Genomic DNA, 15,423 nt, shown 5'->3' on the forward strand with positions numbered 1-15,423 from the left:
ATGACGAACGCCCGTATCAAAGAGGAGATCTGACATGTCCCGGCCTGGATTCGTGCTTGAGGTCGATGACCGCACACCGCCGCTGCTCGTGCACAACGGTGAGGGATTCAAGCTGGAGCGGTTCCCGCTCGGCACTCGCGTGGTGTACCCACCGGAGGCCCTGCCCCCGGTGCGCGACGTCGAGGAGGCCATCCAGAACGCGCTGCTGAACCCGCTGGAGTCCGAGCCGCTGCCGGAGCTGCTGCGCCCGGGCATGCGGTTGACGATCGCGTTCGACGACATCTCCCTGCCGCTGCCGCCGATGAAGAAGCCGGACATCCGGCAGCGCATCATCGAGGCCGTGCTGACGATGGCGGCCGACGCCGGTGTGGACGACGTCGAGCTGATCTCGGCCAACGCGCTGCACCGCCGGCTCACGCCGAACGAGCTGCGCGACATCGTCGGCGAGCGGGTGTTCCGGTCGTTCTACCCCGACGGCAAGCTGTACAACTTCGACGCCGAGGACGCCGCGAACCTGACCCACCTGGGCCAGACCAAGCACGGCGAGGACGTCGAGATCTCCAAGCGGGCGGCCGAGTCCGACCTGCTGGTCTACGTGAACGTGAACCTGGTGGCGATGGACGGCGGCCACAAGTCGACGTCGATCGGCCTCGCGTCGTACAAGTCGCTGAAGCACCACCACAACAGCCACACGATGATCCACTCGCGGTCGTTCATGGACCACAAGGTCTCGAAGATGCACCACTCCGCCTGGCGGATGGGCGAGGTGCTGACGTCGCACGTGCGGGTCTTCCAGATCGAGACCACGCTGAACAACGACATCTTCGGTGGCCCGCTGGAGTTCCTGCAGAAGCGTGAGTGGGAGTGGTCGATCAAGGACCAGGCCTCGATGCTCGCCGCCAAGCGCGGCATCGACCTGGCCCCGACCCGGGTCCGGCGCAAGATCTTCCAGGACGTGCGGGCGAACTACGGCCTGACCGGTATCAACGCCGGCAAGATCGAGCCGGTGCACGACAAGACCATCGAGGCCGTGCACAACCAGCACAAGGTCGAGGTCCAGGGCCAGGCCGATGTCGCGATCATGGGCGTGCCGTTTGTCGGCCCGTACAACGTGAACTCGGTGATGAACCCGATCCTGGCCGCCTGCATGGGCCTCGGGTACTACTTCAACTCCTACATCGGCCAGCCGATCGTTCGCAAGGACGGCGCGGTGATCCTGTATCACCCGGTCGACTACGAGTTCAGCCAGCTGCACCACCCGTCATACGTGGACTTCTTCGAGGAGGTCCTGTCCGAGTCGACCGACCCGGCCACGATCGAGGCGAAGTTCGAGAAGCAGTACGCCGAGGACCCGTGGTACATCCACCTGTACCGGACCTCGAACGCGTACCACGGCGTGCACCCGTTCTACATGTGGTACTGGATCAGCCACGCGCTGGACCACTGCGGCGACATCGTCTGGGTTGGTGCGAACCGCAAGTCCGTCGAGCGGATGGGCTTCCGGTCCGCGTCGACGCTGCAGGACGCGCTGGAGATGGTGAGCCACTCGGTCGGCCGTTCGCCGTCGATCACCTACCTGCACAACCCGCCGCATCTGCTCGCGGACGTGCGCTGATGGGGACGAGCCTGGTCAAGTTCTCCCGAGACACCGTGCGTGACGTCAAGCAGGTCGCGCGCGGCTGGCGCTGGGGCCGTCGCCCGCAGGTGCCGCGCTCGGCCGAGCCGTATGTCATTCCCAAGGAGACCTCGGTCTTCTCGACCCGCTGGGCGCGTACGCCGGCCGCCATCGCGCTGCGCGAGGTCGTGCAGAAGGGCGCGCTGAACACCGTCCTGCGGTACGAGGTCAACCCGCAGGTCAGCGGTCTGGACGCGCTGACGAAGATCGACGGCCCGTGCCTGATCGTGGCGAACCACTCGTCGCATCTGGACACGCCGTTGATCCTCTGCACGCTGCCCGACGCGTGGCGGCGCAAGACGGCCGTGGCCGCGGCAGCGGACTACTTCTTCGACACCTGGTGGCGCGCGACGGCCTCGGCGATCGTGTTCAACACGTTCCCGATCGAGCGCCGCAGTGGCAAGCTCAGCTCCACCCCGGGCGACCTGCTCGCCGACGGCTGGAACGTTGTGGTCTTTCCCGAGGGCACCCGCTCGCAGGACGGCTGGATGGAACGCTTCCGCATGGGTGCGGCCTATCTCGCCGTCGAGCACGGCGTGCCGGTGATTCCGGTGGGCATCAAGGGTTCGTTCGCCGCGATGCCGCGCGGCCGCGGCTGGCCCGTTCCCGGTCGTCCGTCCGTGGCCGTTCGGTACGGCGACGCGCTGCGGCCGGCCGAGGGGGAGAGCGCTCGCGACTTCGCTCCGCGCATCGCGGCGGCGGTTTCTGCTCTGCTCGACGAGGAGTCCTCGACCTGGTGGGACGCGCGTCGTCGCGCCGCCGCCGGGACGTCCCCTTCGCAGTCCGGACCCGACGCGGCCCGCTGGCGCCGGGTCTGGGAATCCACCGCCCCGGTCACCCCGGCCGGAAGCAAACGCCGCGCCTGGAAGTGATGCGCGACAACGAGCCGGCCCCACGCCGCCTGGCGTGGGGTCCACGCGTCGCGATCGGGCTGGCGCCGATGACCGTACTCACCGCGCTGATCACCGGTGTCGCTCGCGGTTCGTCGGTGCTGGCGGAGGTCTGCCTCTTGGCTGGGCTGGTAGCGGCCCTGCTCTTCGGAACCCTCGCGATCATGTGCGTGGGATTTCGGCCCCGCGTCCGAGGCCGGTACCTCGAGGCCGGAACCGTGCTCGGACGGCAGTCGCTGGACCTGACCGCCATCCGGCGAGCAGGTATTCAGACTGGCCGCGCAGGCAGTCGCGTACTGCTGCTGTCCGATCCCGTCACGACGCTGGCCCTGCCGTTACCGGTGGACCGACCTGTGACGGCGGCGCTGCGACAGGCCCTACTGGAGGCCGGTCAGCGCGGCGTGGTGCTCCCCCAGCGCATCACCAACCACTTCGGCCTGCCACCCGTGCCGGGTGCACCCCGCACGGGTCACTTCCACCTGCCCGTCTTCCTCGGCATCGCCGTCGCCTGCGGAATCGCGGGCCTGCTCTTCGCCTTCGCCTGGCGCTAGCGCACTGGTCAGTGGTCCCGCAGGTCGGAGCGGGTGTCGACCGCGGCGAGGCGGGTTGTGGTCGGGGGAATGACCGTCCAGTCCGGGTGGTTCGGCATCGGCGGGGTCTTCGTGCCGTACAGCCAGTCGGTCAGGAACGGGCGCACGCTGGTATCAGCCGAGACATCGGTCGCGAGCTGGATGAACTGCTCGGTGCTGACGTTCTTGTTCTTGTAAGTGGCCAGCACCCGCTGCTCGATCTCGGCGAACTTGGCCGCGCCCACCTTCTCCCGCAAGGCGTAGAGCACCAGTACGCCGCCGGTGTAGCGCTGGTTGTCGAACAGGTTCTGCGCGTTCGGCCGGGCCACGGGTCCCGAGCTGACCCGCCACAGATCGCCCTGGCTGTAGGTCCACTTCATCCGGTCCACCATCGTGGTGAAGCCGCGGCTGTCCGGCCAGCCGCGCTCGTACCGGTAGAGCAGCCCGTAGAAGTCGGCATGGCCCTCGTTGATCCACAGATCGCCCCAGTCCGCCGGGGTGACGCTGTTGCCGAACCAGTTGTGCACCAGTTCGTGCATCATGTGCGAGCCGATCTTGTCCTCGGTCTGGCTGAGGTAGTTCGGCTTGTACAACGTCAGCGTCTGCGTCTCCAGCCCGGTGAAGTCGAACGCGTCGGGGGCGTCGTTGTTCGCGGGCAGGATGCCGTACGCCTCGAGCGGGAAGCTGCCGAGGTACTGCTTGATCCAGCTCAGCTGGCCCGCCGTCAGCTGCAGCGCCGCTTCGACCTTCGGCAGCCGCGCGGTCGGTACGACGTCCCGCATCCGCGCGCCGTCGACGGTGCCGCGCTCCACGATCGTGTAGTCGCCGACGGAGATCTGGACCACCTCGGTGGCGACCGGATGCCGGGTCACGTACGTCGAGGTGGTGCTGCCATCGGGATTGCCGACATCCGCGACATGAACGCCCGAGGCCACGCCGATCGTGCCCTTCGGCGCGGTCACCCGGAACGTGTACTGGGCCTTGTCCGACGGATGGTCGTTGCCCGGGAAGACCGTATGCGCGCCGCTCGGCTGCGGAGCCAGCGCGAACCCGTCGGGTGTCGCCACCCAGCCGCCCGCGGGCGGTTTGATCCGGCGCGGATCGGCCGAGTACGCCACCTCGACCACGAACGCGCTGCCGTGGCGGATGACCCGGGCGGGGGTGATGACGAGTTCCTCGCCCTCTTGAACGAAAGTGGCGGGCCTGCCGTTGACGCGCACCGAGGCGATATCCAGCCCGAACGAGTCCAGGTTGAATCGCGAGAGCGCCTGATCGGCGACGGCGAAGGCCTTCACCTTCGAGGCGACCAGCTGGGTGGTGGCGTCGTACGTCATGTCGATCAGGTACCGCTCGACCTGGTAGCCGCCGTTGCCGAGGTTCGGATAGACCGTGTCGCCGACGCCGGGCGCACCGGGTGATCCGGCGGGGCCGGTCTCGCTGGCACTGGCCGAGGGCCCGATCAGCACGGATGCCGTGAGGGCCAGAATCGAGGCCGAGCCGACGGCCAGCCGACTCAGGGAACGCTGCTTCACCGAATACTCCGATCATCTGGGCGGATACTCCTACTCAACCCGATGAGGGGCCCTTCGCGCCGCTCTTCGAGCCCGTCGCGCCGCCTTTTGAGCAGGATCGAAGCGAACTGCGCCGGGCTCGGTAGGATTTGCCGGGTGAGCCTCGCCGTACGAGTCATTCCCTGCCTGGACGTCGACGCCGGCCGGGTGGTCAAGGGCGTCAATTTCACCGACCTGCGGGACGCGGGTGATCCGGTCGAGATGGCCAAGGTGTACGACGCGGAGGGCGCCGACGAGCTGACCTTTCTCGACATCACCGCGTCGTCCGGATCCCGCGAGACGACCTACGAGGTGGTTCGGCGGACCGCGGAGCAGGTCTTCATTCCGCTGACGGTCGGCGGTGGCGTGCGCGAGGTGGCCGACGTGGACCGGCTGCTGCGCGCGGGCGCCGACAAGGTCGGTATCAACACCGGGGCGATCGCCCGCCCGGAGGTGATCGGCGAGATCGCGCAGCGCTTCGGCAACCAGGTGCTGGTGCTGTCGGTCGACGCCCGGCGCGCGGCCGACCAGCCCTCGGGCTTCGAGGTGACCACTCACGGCGGCCGTCGTTCCGCCGGACTGGATGCGATCGAGTGGGCCCGCAAGGCCGTCGAGCTCGGTGCCGGTGAGGTACTGCTCAACTCGATGGATGCCGACGGCACCAAACAGGGCTTCGACCTGGAACTGATCCGGGCGGTCCGGGCCGTCGTCTCGGTGCCGTTGATCGCCAGCGGGGGAGCGGGTGCGCCCGAGCACTTCCCGCCCGCGGTCGAGGCCGGCGCGGACGCGTTGCTCGCCGCGAGCGTTTTCCACTTCGGCGACTTCCGGATCGCTGACGTGAAGAAGGTCCTGCGCGAAGCGGGTATCGAGGTCCGATGACCGGATCTCCTTCTTCCGGGGCTTCTGCTGCTGGGGCGGTGGCGGGGGAGAGTGCCGAGCTGGTCGGATTGATCGAGCAGGAGCTGTCGTTGCTGCTGCGCCGGTCCCGATCCACTTCGATGTCGCTGGCCCGCAAGGTCCACCCGGACATGGACGCGGCGGGTTATGCGCTGGTGTCCCAGATCGATCTCGGTACGGCGTCCGGCCGGGCCGGCGTACGGGCCTCCGACGTCGCGCTGGCCCTCGGCCTGGACAAGTCGACGGTCAGCCGCGGCATCACCCAGCTGGAAGGCCTCGGCCTGGTCGAACGGATCAGCGACCCGAACGACGGCCGGGCCCGGTTGCTCCGCCTGACCGCGACTGGAGCCGAGCGGTTCGGCGCGATCCGCCGCCAACGCCGTGCGGAGTTCGAGGGCATCCTCAGCCGCTGGCGTGGCGAGGACCTCTCGGCCCTCGCCACGTTGCTCACCCGGCTGAACGCCGACTTCTCCTAGTGTCCTGAGTCGGAAGTTCGTTGGTTGCCGCTAGGAGTTCTTCGAGGGCGGCGCGGGTCATCGGCCGGTTGAGCAGGTCGACCGTCTCGCGCTCGGCGAACGCGGCCCGATCGGCGTCGGCCGGGTCGATCGCCGCGCAGATCGTGTTGTACGTCCAGTTGAGCCACCCGGTCACGGCGACACCGAACGACGACAGGTCGAGCTCCGGCCACGAACCCGCTGCCTCGACGTAGCCGGCCCGGAACGCCGCGACGGCCGGGCGATTGATCGACGGCCGCCACGCCCAGTGCGTAAGGGCCGAGCCGAGTTCGAGCGCCGGGGTGAGCGATCCGGCGAAGTCCCACTCGGTGACGATCAGCTCGTCGGAATGGCCCGCGCGAACGTGCTCGGGGATGAGGTTGCAGTTGCACAGAATGACCTGGGCCGGATCGATCTCCGCCTCGGCCGTGTCGTACAGCTCCGGAAGGGTTTGCTTCAGCCGATCCGCCCAGGGTTTGCCCGCGGCGTGGGCGCGATCGACGAGTTGTTCCCAATCGGCGGGGGACCTTCGCGCGGTCAGGTACGGATTGACCGGCGCGTCCGAGGGGATGGCCAGGCTGTGCAACGTGCCGTACGTCGCGCCGATCCGCCGCGCGATGCCGGCCGGAGTCGGGCTCACCGGGGATGGGCCGACCTCGATCCACTCGCGCACGCGCCAGCTTTCGCCCCGCACGGTCTCGATCAGGCGTCCCTCGGGACTGCGGACCGGGGTTGGCGCGGTGATCCCGGCTTCGGCGGCCGCGGTACGAAGGCGCGCGCCTTCTTCGGCCTGCGCTTCGGTGATCCAGGGATGGACCGTGACCGCGAGCCAGCGGCCGCGATCCGTGCTGATCGACCAGCACCGGCCCATCGGCGTGAACGACACCGGCGACGCGTCGGCGACCACGTTGCCTAGGCCGAAGACGGTCGCCAGTTCGTCGGCGAGGTTGGCGGGCGCGGAAGGTGTCGCGGTCGCGCGTCGTACCGCCTCGGACTTCAATTCGGGCCAATCGCGCATGCCGTACTGAATCGCGAGGGCCTGCTGGGCGGTGGCCAGCGTCGCCTTCGGGTGGGATTCCCGAAGTGCCGCAAGGAGGTCCTTGGCCTCTTTGCGCAGGAACTCAAGGCTGGGCTTGTCAGGCAGAAATCTCATAGCGCGTCCTCTCGAGCCCGGACTCGCACGGGCCAACGGGAGCGCTGACTCCACACGGCTATTCCCAACAGAGGTGGCTTCCAGCCTTCCGGCGAGTCTCGGCGCAGCCCCAACCACGCCCCGCAGACGCTACCCAACCCCACCACCCCCGTCAATCACACCCCAACCAGCCACCCGCCCCGGTCGCCCAGCCCGGCCCGCCCGGAGAGCGTTCAAAGGGTCCGACGACACGCCGACGAGTGGTCAGAAGGGTCCGATGAACGGCGACGCGCCGGGTCACAAGCGCCCGATGAACGGGATACCAGGTGGGGCGGGTGGATGGTTGCGGAAGCCAACTAGTTGGAATATGGTTGGGTTATGCAACTAGATCAGTCGGGGGAGTCAGCTTCGATGGCTCGGCCCGCGCCTGGGGTTGATCAGCTCGAGCGCGACCGGTTTGGTCGTGGTGGGGTGGATGGGGCGGCGCTGGAGTTGATTGAGGGGGTCAGTGGGCTGGTTCGGGCTGTTCGGTGTGCGGATCATCGGCAGCTTTGGCCGGAGTTCGGCGTACGGCGGGCTGACTTGAGTGTGTTGCGTGTACTGGCCCGGGCAGGCGAGCTCCGTAGTGGGGATGTGGCGGCCAAGCTCGGTGTCGACGCCTCGGTGGTCAGCCGCCAGCTCGCCGCGCTGGAGGCGGATGGCCTGGTGATCCGGCGCCCGGATCCGGCTGATGCGCGCGTTTCCCTGTTGGCGTTGAGCGATCGCGGCCGGGTGAAGCTGGAGGAGATCTTCGGCAGCTTTGCCGCCCGGCTTCGTGCCGCCTTGGCGGGCTGGAGTGACGCCGAACTGGAGGTGGCGAACGCGGTCATTTCCCGGATGACCGAAACGATCGCCACCGGCCGGCCGTAAAACCCGGCCACATAGCAGCAGGCGGCAACAACCCGGACGTAAGCGGCCGGACGTAAGCAGCCGGCGGGAGAAAGCCTGATTTTGATTGGAGTGGGATGGCTGTCGTTGAGTCGCAGCAGCTGCAGGGAGTTCGGGGCGCGGAGGCGGCGCTGACTCATCGGGAGATCCTCGAGATCCTGATCGGCCTGCTGGCCGCGTTGTTCACCGCGATGCTGAGCTCCACCATCGTGAGCAATGCGCTGCCGACGATCATCGCGGACCTCAATGGTAGCCAGACCCAGTACACCTGGGTGGTCACCGCGAGCCTGCTGGCGACCACCGTGACGACGCCGATCTGGGGCAAACTGGCCGACTTGATGAGCAAGAAGTTGCTTGTCCAGTTGGCGATCAGCCTGTTCGTACTGGGATCCGCGTTGGCCGGCATGGCGCACAACGTGCCGTTCCTGATCGGCGCGCGGGTGTTGCAGGGCCTCGCGATGGGCGGTCTGATGGCCCTGGTCCAGGCGATCATCGGCGCGGCGATTCCGCCCCGGGATCGCGGTCGGTACTCCGGCTACATGGGCGCGGTGGTCGCCGTCGCGACGGTGAGTGGTCCGCTGATCGGTGGCGTCATCGTCGACACCTCGTGGCTCGGCTGGCGCTGGTGTTTCTACGTGTGCGTGCCGTTGGCCGTGATCAGCCTGATCGTGTTGCAGAAGTACCTGCACCTCCCGGTGATCCGGCGCAAGGTGCGGATGGACTACCTCGGCGCCATCCTGATCAGCGGGGCCGCAAGTCTGCCGTTGATCTGGGTCTCCTTCGCCGGTCACGACTTCGCGTGGATCTCCTGGCAGTCCGGCTTGTACGTCGGCGGCACGATCCTGCTCGCCGTACTCGCGGTCGTGGTCGAGTCCCGCGCCGCCGAGCCGCTCGTGCCGCTGAAGGTGGTTCGCGAGCGTACGACCGCCCTGGCGATCATGGCGAGCCTGGCCGTTGGTGTCGCGATGTTCGGTAGTGCGGTATTCCTCGGGCAGTACTTCCAGGTGGCTCGTGGCTACAGCCCGACCGAGGCGGGCCTGCTGACGATCCCGATGATGCTCGGCTCGTTGATCGGGTCGGTCGGTGCGGGCCAGCTGATTTCGCGGTTCGGCAAGTGGAAGCGATTCCTGGTCGGCGGGTCGATCCTGCTGATCGCGGGGCTGGGCATGCTCGGCATGATCGACCACACCACGCCGTACTGGTTTGTCGGAGTCGGCATGCTGCTGATGGGTCTCGGTATGGGCATGCTGATGCAGAACCTCGTGCTCGCGGTCCAGAACACCGTCGACGTGTCGCAGATCGGTGCCGCCAGCGCCTCGGTCGCGTTCTTCCGCAGCCTCGGTGGCGCGGTCGGCGTCTCGGTTCTCGGCGCGGTACTCGCGAGCCGGGTCAAGACGCTGCTGCTCGAAAGCCTGCTCGCCCTCGGCCCGCGCGGCGAACAGGCGGCTCGCAAGGCCGAAGCAGGCGGTACCAGCCTGCTCGACCTGAAGCACCTCCCGCCGCAACTGGCCGATCTCGTTCGCCAGGCGTACGCGGACGCCACCGGTCGCATCTTCGCGATCGCCGCCGTGATCGCGGTGATCAGCCTGGTGGCGGTGCTCTTCATCCACGAAGCGCCACTGCGTCGTACGGTCGCCCTCCAGCCGGCAGACCAGCCTCCGCCGAGCTGATTCCACCGTGATCGAAGGTTGATTGACAGGCCCGGCAGAGGCGGCTGGTATAGACCGGATTCCTCACCTTGGAGGTCCCGGTGCTCAGACTCGCGTCGGCGTTGCTCGTCCTGCTTCCCTACAGCCCTCCCGCCCAGGCGGAACCACCTCCGATCAGTTCACCACCAGGCCTGCCCGCGATCGTGCCCGCGCCGCAATCCATGCGCGCGACCTCGATCTCGCCGTCGAGCGGATTCAGCCTGGCCGACGATTTCGTGACGTACGTCGATGGGCCCGAGGCCGCGCAGGCCTTGCGCGATCTCCGGGTCGACGGGCCCGCGGGTCTGCCGCCCGGCGGGTATGTCCTCACGATCGGCGAAACGGCCGGTCGCAAGATCATCGCGATCGACGGTGTCGACGCCGCTGGAACGTTCTACGCGCAGCAAACCCTGCGCCAGCTGCAGCAAGCGAAAAGCGTGCCAGGCTTGGTGATTCGCGACTTCCCGGCCTTCGGGCTACGCGGTGGAATGGAGTCGTTCTACGGCACTCCGTGGAGCCAGGCCGACCTGCTGCGCCACCTCGACTGGCTCGGCGCCCACCGGATGAACGCCTTCCAGTACACGGTCAGTGGCGACCCGCACACCTCGGACGTTCGCTGGCGCGACCCGTATCCGGCGGCCGAGCTGGCGCGGTTCGAGGAGGCCATCGCGCGGGCCAGGCAGAACCACGTCGAGTTCATCTACCGGATCAATCCCGAGTCGAACGTCTCCCCGCAGCACGGCATCTGCCACGCGTCGCGGTCCGACCTCGACAAGCTCGTCGCGCGGTACCAGCAGTTGTACGACGTGGGCGAGCGGACGTTTTCGATCGGCTGGGACGACGTGAACGGGCGGTTCGTCTGCGATCTCGACATCCAGACCTTCGGGACCGGGCCGACCGCTCTCGCGGACGCGCAGACCAGCGTGCTCAAGCACGTCTACTCGCATTTCATCACCCAGCGGCCCGGCGCGAAGCTCGTGACGGTTCCGACCGAATACTGGGGGACTGGCTCGTCGCCGTACCGGACGCGGTTCGCCGAGCAGGTGCCGGCGGACGTGCCGATCTTCTGGACCGGCCGGGAGGTGGTGTCGCCGACGATCACCGCGGCCGAGCTGGCCCAGGCCGAACAGGCTTTCGGTGGGCGGAAGCTGCTGATCTTCGACAACTACCCGGTGAACGACTTCGCGCCGACCCAGCAGCACCTCGGTCCGCTCGTCGGCCGCGATCCGGCGCTGGCCGGCAGCGCCCTCGGCATTCTGGCCAACGAGATGCAGGAGGCCGAGGCCTCGCTGCTCAGCCTCTACACCGTGGCCGACTACGCCTGGAACCCGTCGGCGTACGACGCGCAGGCCTCGTGGGCCCGATCATTGCAGGAGTTCGGCGGTACGGCGTACCCGGCCCTGCGCACGTACGCCGAGGCCTCTACCGCCTCGCCGCTGCATCCCGAAAGCGCGCCGATCGCGCCACTGGCGAAGGCTTTCCAGCAGGCCTGGCGTACCGGTGGTGATCTCGGCCCTTCCGGCGATGCCCTGCTGGCCGAACTCGCCAAGGTCAAGGTGGCACCCCAGCAGTTGCGAGAGACGCTCGCCAATCCGTCGTTCTTGCGCGACTCCGAAGGCTGGTTCGTCGCGCTCGAAGGACGAGCCACCGCGGCCGAGCACGTCGTACGGGGTCTGCGGGCGAAAGCGGCGGGTGACCTGGCGACGTACCGGGCGGAACGACGGGCGATGGGCCTGGCCCTTGCCCAAGGCAACAAGTTCGGCCGGGTGGTGACGCCGGGGGTGTTCGACGAGCTGACCGATCTGATGGCCGCGCCCCGTGGTGCGCCCGTGATCCGGCATGACAGCGGCGCGATGTCGATCTTCGCGCGCGGGTCGAACGGCCGGTTGCGCACGGCGTGGCAGCGCACGACGGGCTCGAACTGGGAGCCGTTCACCGACCTGGCCGGCATCACCATGCACGGACAGCCTGAGGTGCTGGCCGATCGGGCCGGGCTGATGGCCGCGTTCGTTCGCGGCAGCGATGACCGGTTGTGGATGGCCCGGCAGAATTCCGCCGGCACCGCGTGGGGCGCCTGGAGCAAGATCAGCGAGGGCGTTGTGACGGACAGCCCGACAGTGGTGCAGGCCGACGACGGCGGGTTCAGCGTGTTCGCCCGTGGTGCGAACGGGCAACTGTGGACGGTTTGGCAGCTGGCCGATGGCTGGAGTTCGCTGGTGCCGCTGCCGGGGATCACCATGCTGGGCAAGCCTGAGGTCGTGGTCGGCCAGAACGGTGTGATGACCGCCGTGGTGCGGGGCAGCGACAACCAGGTCTGGGTGAACAAGCAGCGCGGCCCCGGCACGGACTGGATCGGCTGGATCCCGCTGGGCGGCAGCACGGTGGACAACCCGCGCCTGGCCGCGACGTACGACGGCGGTTACAGCGTCTTCATCCGGGGGACCGACGGGCGGTTGCAGACCAGCTGGCAGACCTCGTACGACGGTCCGTGGCACGCTTTCGTGGCGATCGGCGGTATCACCATGACCGGTCCGCCGGAGGTTGTCGTGGGCAACAACGGTGCCATCCAGGCCTACGTGCTCGGTAGCGACAGGCGGATCTGGACCGCCTGGCAAAAGCACGCGGGCGACAACTGGTCGCACTGGGCCACGGTGGTCGAGGCGTTCACCGGCGCGGGCGGTGCACCGGCCGCGGTGGACAGCGCGGCCGGTGCGGTGAGCCTGTTCGGCCTGGGTCTCGACGGGCGCGTTCGCACGGCCTGGCAGACCGGCGCAGGCAGCGGCTGGACCGGTTGGGCCGACCTCGGCGCACCCTGACAGTCTTGGGTAACCGGCGGTCAGTTGGTCGAGAGGACTTGGCGCCAGACGTCGATGACGAGCACTGGCTGCATGCCGACCGAGAGGTAGAGACCGAGCGCGGGCGTCGGGTTGCTGGTGTCGACGTGCAGGATCGTGCCGTCGAGTCCGGCGGCCGCGTTCTCGGCGAAGGTCTGTGACAGCAGGTACTTGGCGTAGCCCTTGCCGCGATCGCCCGGCAGCACCCCGAGCCGGGTGATGTACCCGCAGTTCTCGTCCTCGACGAACTGGTCGTTCGACTCGCACACCGCGACCGGACGGCCGTCGACCGCCAGCACCGACAGCTGCGACCAGGAGAACGTCGGCCGCGCCTCGCGCACCTCCACCCACTCCTTGAACGGGCGAACCGTCACGTCCTCCTGATCGGCGAACGAGCGCGTCATCACCTCGTACGCCGTGCGCCGCGAGGCCTCGTCGTGCGCACCGCGGCGCAGGACCGCGCCTGCGGGCAATCGCGGTTCGGGCGTACCGGCGCCGTGGTCCACCCGCATCCGGTGGTACGTCGTACTCGGGCTGAAACCGCGGCCCGAGGCGAGATCGCGCAGAGCCTGGTCACCGCGGTAGATCCCGGCGTCGAGTACGACGTGATCGTGGCCGCTGTTGCGGGCGATCACCCGGCCGCGTTCGGTGGCCTGGGTGAACAACCAGCGCGACAGCACCGGATCGTCGGCCACCACGTCGATATCGACCTGGTCCGCGCCGCTGGTGCCGTAGACCCACGCATAACCCGCGGCCTCACCGGCCTCGGTATGCACCAGCCAGCCGTCGGTCTCGGGATCGAAACCCGGCTCGGCCATGTTGTCGAAAATGTCGTCCAGAGTGCAGTCGGGATAGCCGACCACCCGGGTGTTGTAAGCCGACACGACCTCGAGGATGTCTGCGGCGTCGGTCGGCCGCGGCCGCCGCACGGTATACCCGGCCGGCGGAGCGGCGGTCATCTCCATGAGGTCATGGTGAGGCCCCGCCGCCCGCCTGTCGAGTCAATTGGCCGAGTGTTCAGCAGTCCTTTTGCTTCGAACACTCCAGCTCCGCCTCAGCCGGGGCGACACGCTGGCCGTTCGGCGTGATCGTCGGCACATCCGCACGGTCCGACCACGACGCCAGCGTGATCGCGACGGCGTCCTCGATCGGGCGCGGACTGACCATGAAGTTGTTGGAGACAAAGGAGAAAACGAGCTTCCGGCCGTCGGCGTTGGTGACGTAACCGGACAGCGCGGTCACGCCGGTGAGGGTGCCGGTCTTGGCGTGCACGTTGTTGGCCGCGGCCGTGTTGCGCATCCGGTTGCGCAGCGTGCCGCCGATCGCACGATCCGCGTTGCCCGCGATCGGCAGGGACGCGTACCAGGCGCCGAACCAGGGCTCGCGTTGTGCCGCCACCAGGAGATCGGCGATGCCGTCGGCGGTCAGGTTGTTCATCCGGGACAGGCCGGAGCCGTCCACCATGCGCATCGCGGCCACGTCGACGCCGTTGCTCTGCAGGTACGACCGGGTGACGGCCAGACCGCGATCCCAGTCGCCGTTGCCCATTCGCTTCAGCAGGGCCTCGCCGTGCATGTTGTTCGACAGCTTCATGAACGGCACCATCAGCTCGGCCATGGTCATCGACTCGTCATGCGCCAACCGCCGTGACGTGGCCGGCGTAGCGCCCGTGCGGATCTTGCCGAGCACCTGCACGCCCTCGGCGGCCAGTGCGCGCCGGAAGATGTCCGCGGCGTAGTTGGCCGGTTCCCAGACCGCGACCCAGTCCTGGCCGCCCGTGTCGTCCGCCGGGATCGAGCCGGTGATCCGTACGACGTTGCTGCCGTGGTCCCGCTCGATGTTCAACGTGTACGCCGAACCGGCCGGTCCCGTCTTGGACGTGTTCACCAGCTGTACGGCACTTGTCTGGGGTATGAGCTTCAGTTGTGCGGGTGCGCCGACAGTGGCGCCCGGGGCGCTCTCGACGATGACCGTGCCCGAGTCGTAGTCGGTGTCGGGCGCGACGGTCAGTGCCGAGGTCTGAGCCGAGTAGTAGAACGACTCGTCATCCCAGGACCAGCCGTTGCCCAGCCGCCTGTTGTCGAAGAAGGTGTCATCGGCAACCAGATCTCCGACTACCCGGCGGATCCCGGTTGCAGCCACCTGACGCGCCAGCGCCCGGTAATCCGATTCCAGCGACGTCGGATCGCCGTACCCCTTCAGGTAGAGCGGACCCGCCAGCACGCCGCCGTACGTCTTGCCAGTCGTCAGTACGTCGGTGTGGAAGCGGAAGTCGGCTCCCAGCGTTTCGAGCGCTGCTGCCGACGTGAACAACTTCGTGTTGGAGGCGGGCAGTACGCGGTTCCCACTGTTCCGGTCGTACAAGACCTCGCCAGTAGTGGCGTCGCGCACTACAAGTGCCACCTGTGAACCTTGGTACCGGCTGTCCGCCAGTAATCCGTCGAGCCGCTGCTGCAGCTCTGTCGAGTCACTGCCGGCTGTAACGCCGGTGATCCCGGTAACGGCTCCCATGGCGACCAAGACGGCCACCCCGACATGACGGCGGAAGAATTTCACGACGACTCCTCAAACTCGGGCAGAATTCAACTCAACACCCCCGCGCCCCGCTCGTCCAGCGATCGGCTTGTCACAATCGCCGGTGCCAGCTTCGACGTGCAAAACACCTCGTACGGCGGCCTGCGCATCGCCGGGTGGTACGCCGTACCCCGGATCGCCCCACGCCGTACCCCGCCCTGGTCACGATTCCCGGGTACATCTCGGAGCCGGT

General features: G+C 68.0%; 12 protein-coding genes. 8 read left to right on the plus strand and 4 right to left on the minus strand.

What is annotated here, in order from left to right:
• Positions 1 to 34 precede the first annotated feature (34 nt).
• The 3 genes from larAH to ACFFGN_RS13850 are packed head-to-tail and all read left to right on the plus strand — an operon-like array spanning position 35 to position 3,116.
• On the plus strand, positions 35 to 1,615 hold the full coding sequence (larAH, locus tag ACFFGN_RS13840; RefSeq protein ID WP_380047279.1) for an NPN-dependent hydroxyacid isomerase, LarAH14/15/16 family: 1,581 nt from the start codon (positions 35 to 37) through the stop codon (positions 1,613 to 1,615).
• The gene (locus tag ACFFGN_RS13845) at positions 1,615 to 2,547 is read left to right on the plus strand and encodes a lysophospholipid acyltransferase family protein (RefSeq protein WP_380047281.1); all 933 of its coding nucleotides are present in this window, start codon (positions 1,615 to 1,617) and stop codon (positions 2,545 to 2,547) included. The genes larAH and ACFFGN_RS13845 overlap by 1 nt, the downstream gene beginning before the upstream one ends.
• The gene (locus ACFFGN_RS13850; protein WP_380047283.1) at positions 2,547 to 3,116 is read left to right on the plus strand and encodes a hypothetical protein; all 570 of its coding nucleotides are present in this window, start codon (positions 2,547 to 2,549) and stop codon (positions 3,114 to 3,116) included. The genes ACFFGN_RS13845 and ACFFGN_RS13850 overlap by 1 nt, the downstream gene beginning before the upstream one ends.
• 8 nt (positions 3,117 to 3,124) lie before the next feature.
• Here the strand turns inward: ACFFGN_RS13850 and ACFFGN_RS13855 are convergent, their stop codons facing one another.
• Positions 3,125 to 4,666, minus strand: coding sequence for a M1 family metallopeptidase (locus tag ACFFGN_RS13855; RefSeq protein WP_380047285.1), 1,542 nt, complete (start codon positions 4,664 to 4,666; stop codon positions 3,125 to 3,127).
• 135 nt (positions 4,667 to 4,801) lie between these two features.
• Here ACFFGN_RS13855 and hisF point away from each other — a divergent pair, with 135 nt between their 5' ends.
• Both hisF and ACFFGN_RS13865 read left to right on the plus strand, forming a co-directional pair.
• Complete coding sequence (gene hisF / locus ACFFGN_RS13860; RefSeq protein ID WP_380047287.1) at positions 4,802 to 5,563, plus strand: imidazole glycerol phosphate synthase subunit HisF; 762 nt, start codon at positions 4,802 to 4,804, stop codon at positions 5,561 to 5,563.
• The gene (locus ACFFGN_RS13865; RefSeq protein ID WP_380047289.1) at positions 5,560 to 6,057 is read left to right on the plus strand and encodes a MarR family winged helix-turn-helix transcriptional regulator; all 498 of its coding nucleotides are present in this window, start codon (positions 5,560 to 5,562) and stop codon (positions 6,055 to 6,057) included. The genes hisF and ACFFGN_RS13865 overlap by 4 nt, the downstream gene beginning before the upstream one ends.
• Here the strand turns inward: ACFFGN_RS13865 and ACFFGN_RS13870 are convergent.
• Positions 6,029 to 7,228: an aminoglycoside phosphotransferase/kinase family protein gene (locus ACFFGN_RS13870; protein WP_380047291.1), complete on the minus strand. Its 1,200-nt coding sequence runs from the start codon at positions 7,226 to 7,228 to the stop codon at positions 6,029 to 6,031. The two genes, ACFFGN_RS13865 and ACFFGN_RS13870, sit on opposite strands and share 29 nt — an antisense overlap.
• A 390-nt stretch (positions 7,229 to 7,618) precedes the next feature.
• On the opposite strand from ACFFGN_RS13870, the gene ACFFGN_RS13875 reads away from it, so the two are divergent.
• The 3 genes from ACFFGN_RS13875 (at position 7,619) to ACFFGN_RS13885 (ending at position 12,638) form a co-directional block, all read left to right on the plus strand.
• On the plus strand, positions 7,619 to 8,116 hold the full coding sequence (locus ACFFGN_RS13875) for a MarR family winged helix-turn-helix transcriptional regulator (protein ID WP_380048730.1): 498 nt from the start codon (positions 7,619 to 7,621) through the stop codon (positions 8,114 to 8,116).
• A gap of 95 nt (positions 8,117 to 8,211) precedes the next feature.
• Positions 8,212 to 9,804 carry an MDR family MFS transporter gene (locus ACFFGN_RS13880; protein ID WP_380047293.1) on the plus strand — a complete coding sequence of 531 codons (1,593 nt, stop codon included), beginning with the start codon at positions 8,212 to 8,214 and terminating at the stop codon, positions 9,802 to 9,804.
• Between the two features lie 80 nt (positions 9,805 to 9,884).
• On the plus strand, positions 9,885 to 12,638 hold the full coding sequence (locus tag ACFFGN_RS13885; protein WP_380047295.1) for a beta-N-acetylglucosaminidase domain-containing protein: 2,754 nt from the start codon (positions 9,885 to 9,887) through the stop codon (positions 12,636 to 12,638).
• 20 nt (positions 12,639 to 12,658) lie between these two features.
• Here the strand turns inward: ACFFGN_RS13885 and ACFFGN_RS13890 are convergent, their stop codons facing one another.
• Complete coding sequence (locus ACFFGN_RS13890; RefSeq protein WP_380047298.1) at positions 12,659 to 13,621, minus strand: GNAT family N-acetyltransferase; 963 nt, start codon at positions 13,619 to 13,621, stop codon at positions 12,659 to 12,661.
• A 52-nt stretch (positions 13,622 to 13,673) separates the two neighbouring features.
• Positions 13,674 to 15,212, minus strand: coding sequence for a D-alanyl-D-alanine carboxypeptidase/D-alanyl-D-alanine endopeptidase (gene dacB / locus ACFFGN_RS13895; protein ID WP_380047300.1), 1,539 nt, complete (start codon positions 15,210 to 15,212; stop codon positions 13,674 to 13,676).
• Positions 15,213 to 15,423: the final 211 nt, after the last annotated feature.

Source organism: Kribbella deserti (assembly GCF_042434725.1).
GTDB lineage: Bacteria > Actinomycetota > Actinomycetes > Propionibacteriales > Kribbellaceae > Kribbella > Kribbella deserti.

Excerpts from the sequence above, each read along its gene's own strand:
- larAH (WP_380047279.1), top strand. The coding sequence starts at position 35 with ATGTCCCGGCCTGGATTCGTGCTTGAGGTCGATGACCGCACACCGCCG.
- ACFFGN_RS13845 (WP_380047281.1), top strand. The coding sequence starts at position 1,615 with ATGGGGACGAGCCTGGTCAAGTTCTCCCGAGACACCGTGCGTGACGTC.
- ACFFGN_RS13850 (WP_380047283.1), top strand. The coding sequence starts at position 2,547 with ATGCGCGACAACGAGCCGGCCCCACGCCGCCTGGCGTGGGGTCCACGC.
- ACFFGN_RS13865 (WP_380047289.1), top strand. The coding sequence starts at position 5,560 with ATGACCGGATCTCCTTCTTCCGGGGCTTCTGCTGCTGGGGCGGTGGCG.
- ACFFGN_RS13870 (WP_380047291.1), bottom strand. The coding sequence starts at position 7,228 with ATGAGATTTCTGCCTGACAAGCCCAGCCTTGAGTTCCTGCGCAAAGAG.
- ACFFGN_RS13875 (WP_380048730.1), top strand. The coding sequence starts at position 7,619 with ATGGCTCGGCCCGCGCCTGGGGTTGATCAGCTCGAGCGCGACCGGTTT.
- ACFFGN_RS13880 (WP_380047293.1), top strand. The coding sequence starts at position 8,212 with ATGGCTGTCGTTGAGTCGCAGCAGCTGCAGGGAGTTCGGGGCGCGGAG.
- ACFFGN_RS13890 (WP_380047298.1), bottom strand. The coding sequence starts at position 13,621 with ATGGAGATGACCGCCGCTCCGCCGGCCGGGTATACCGTGCGGCGGCCG.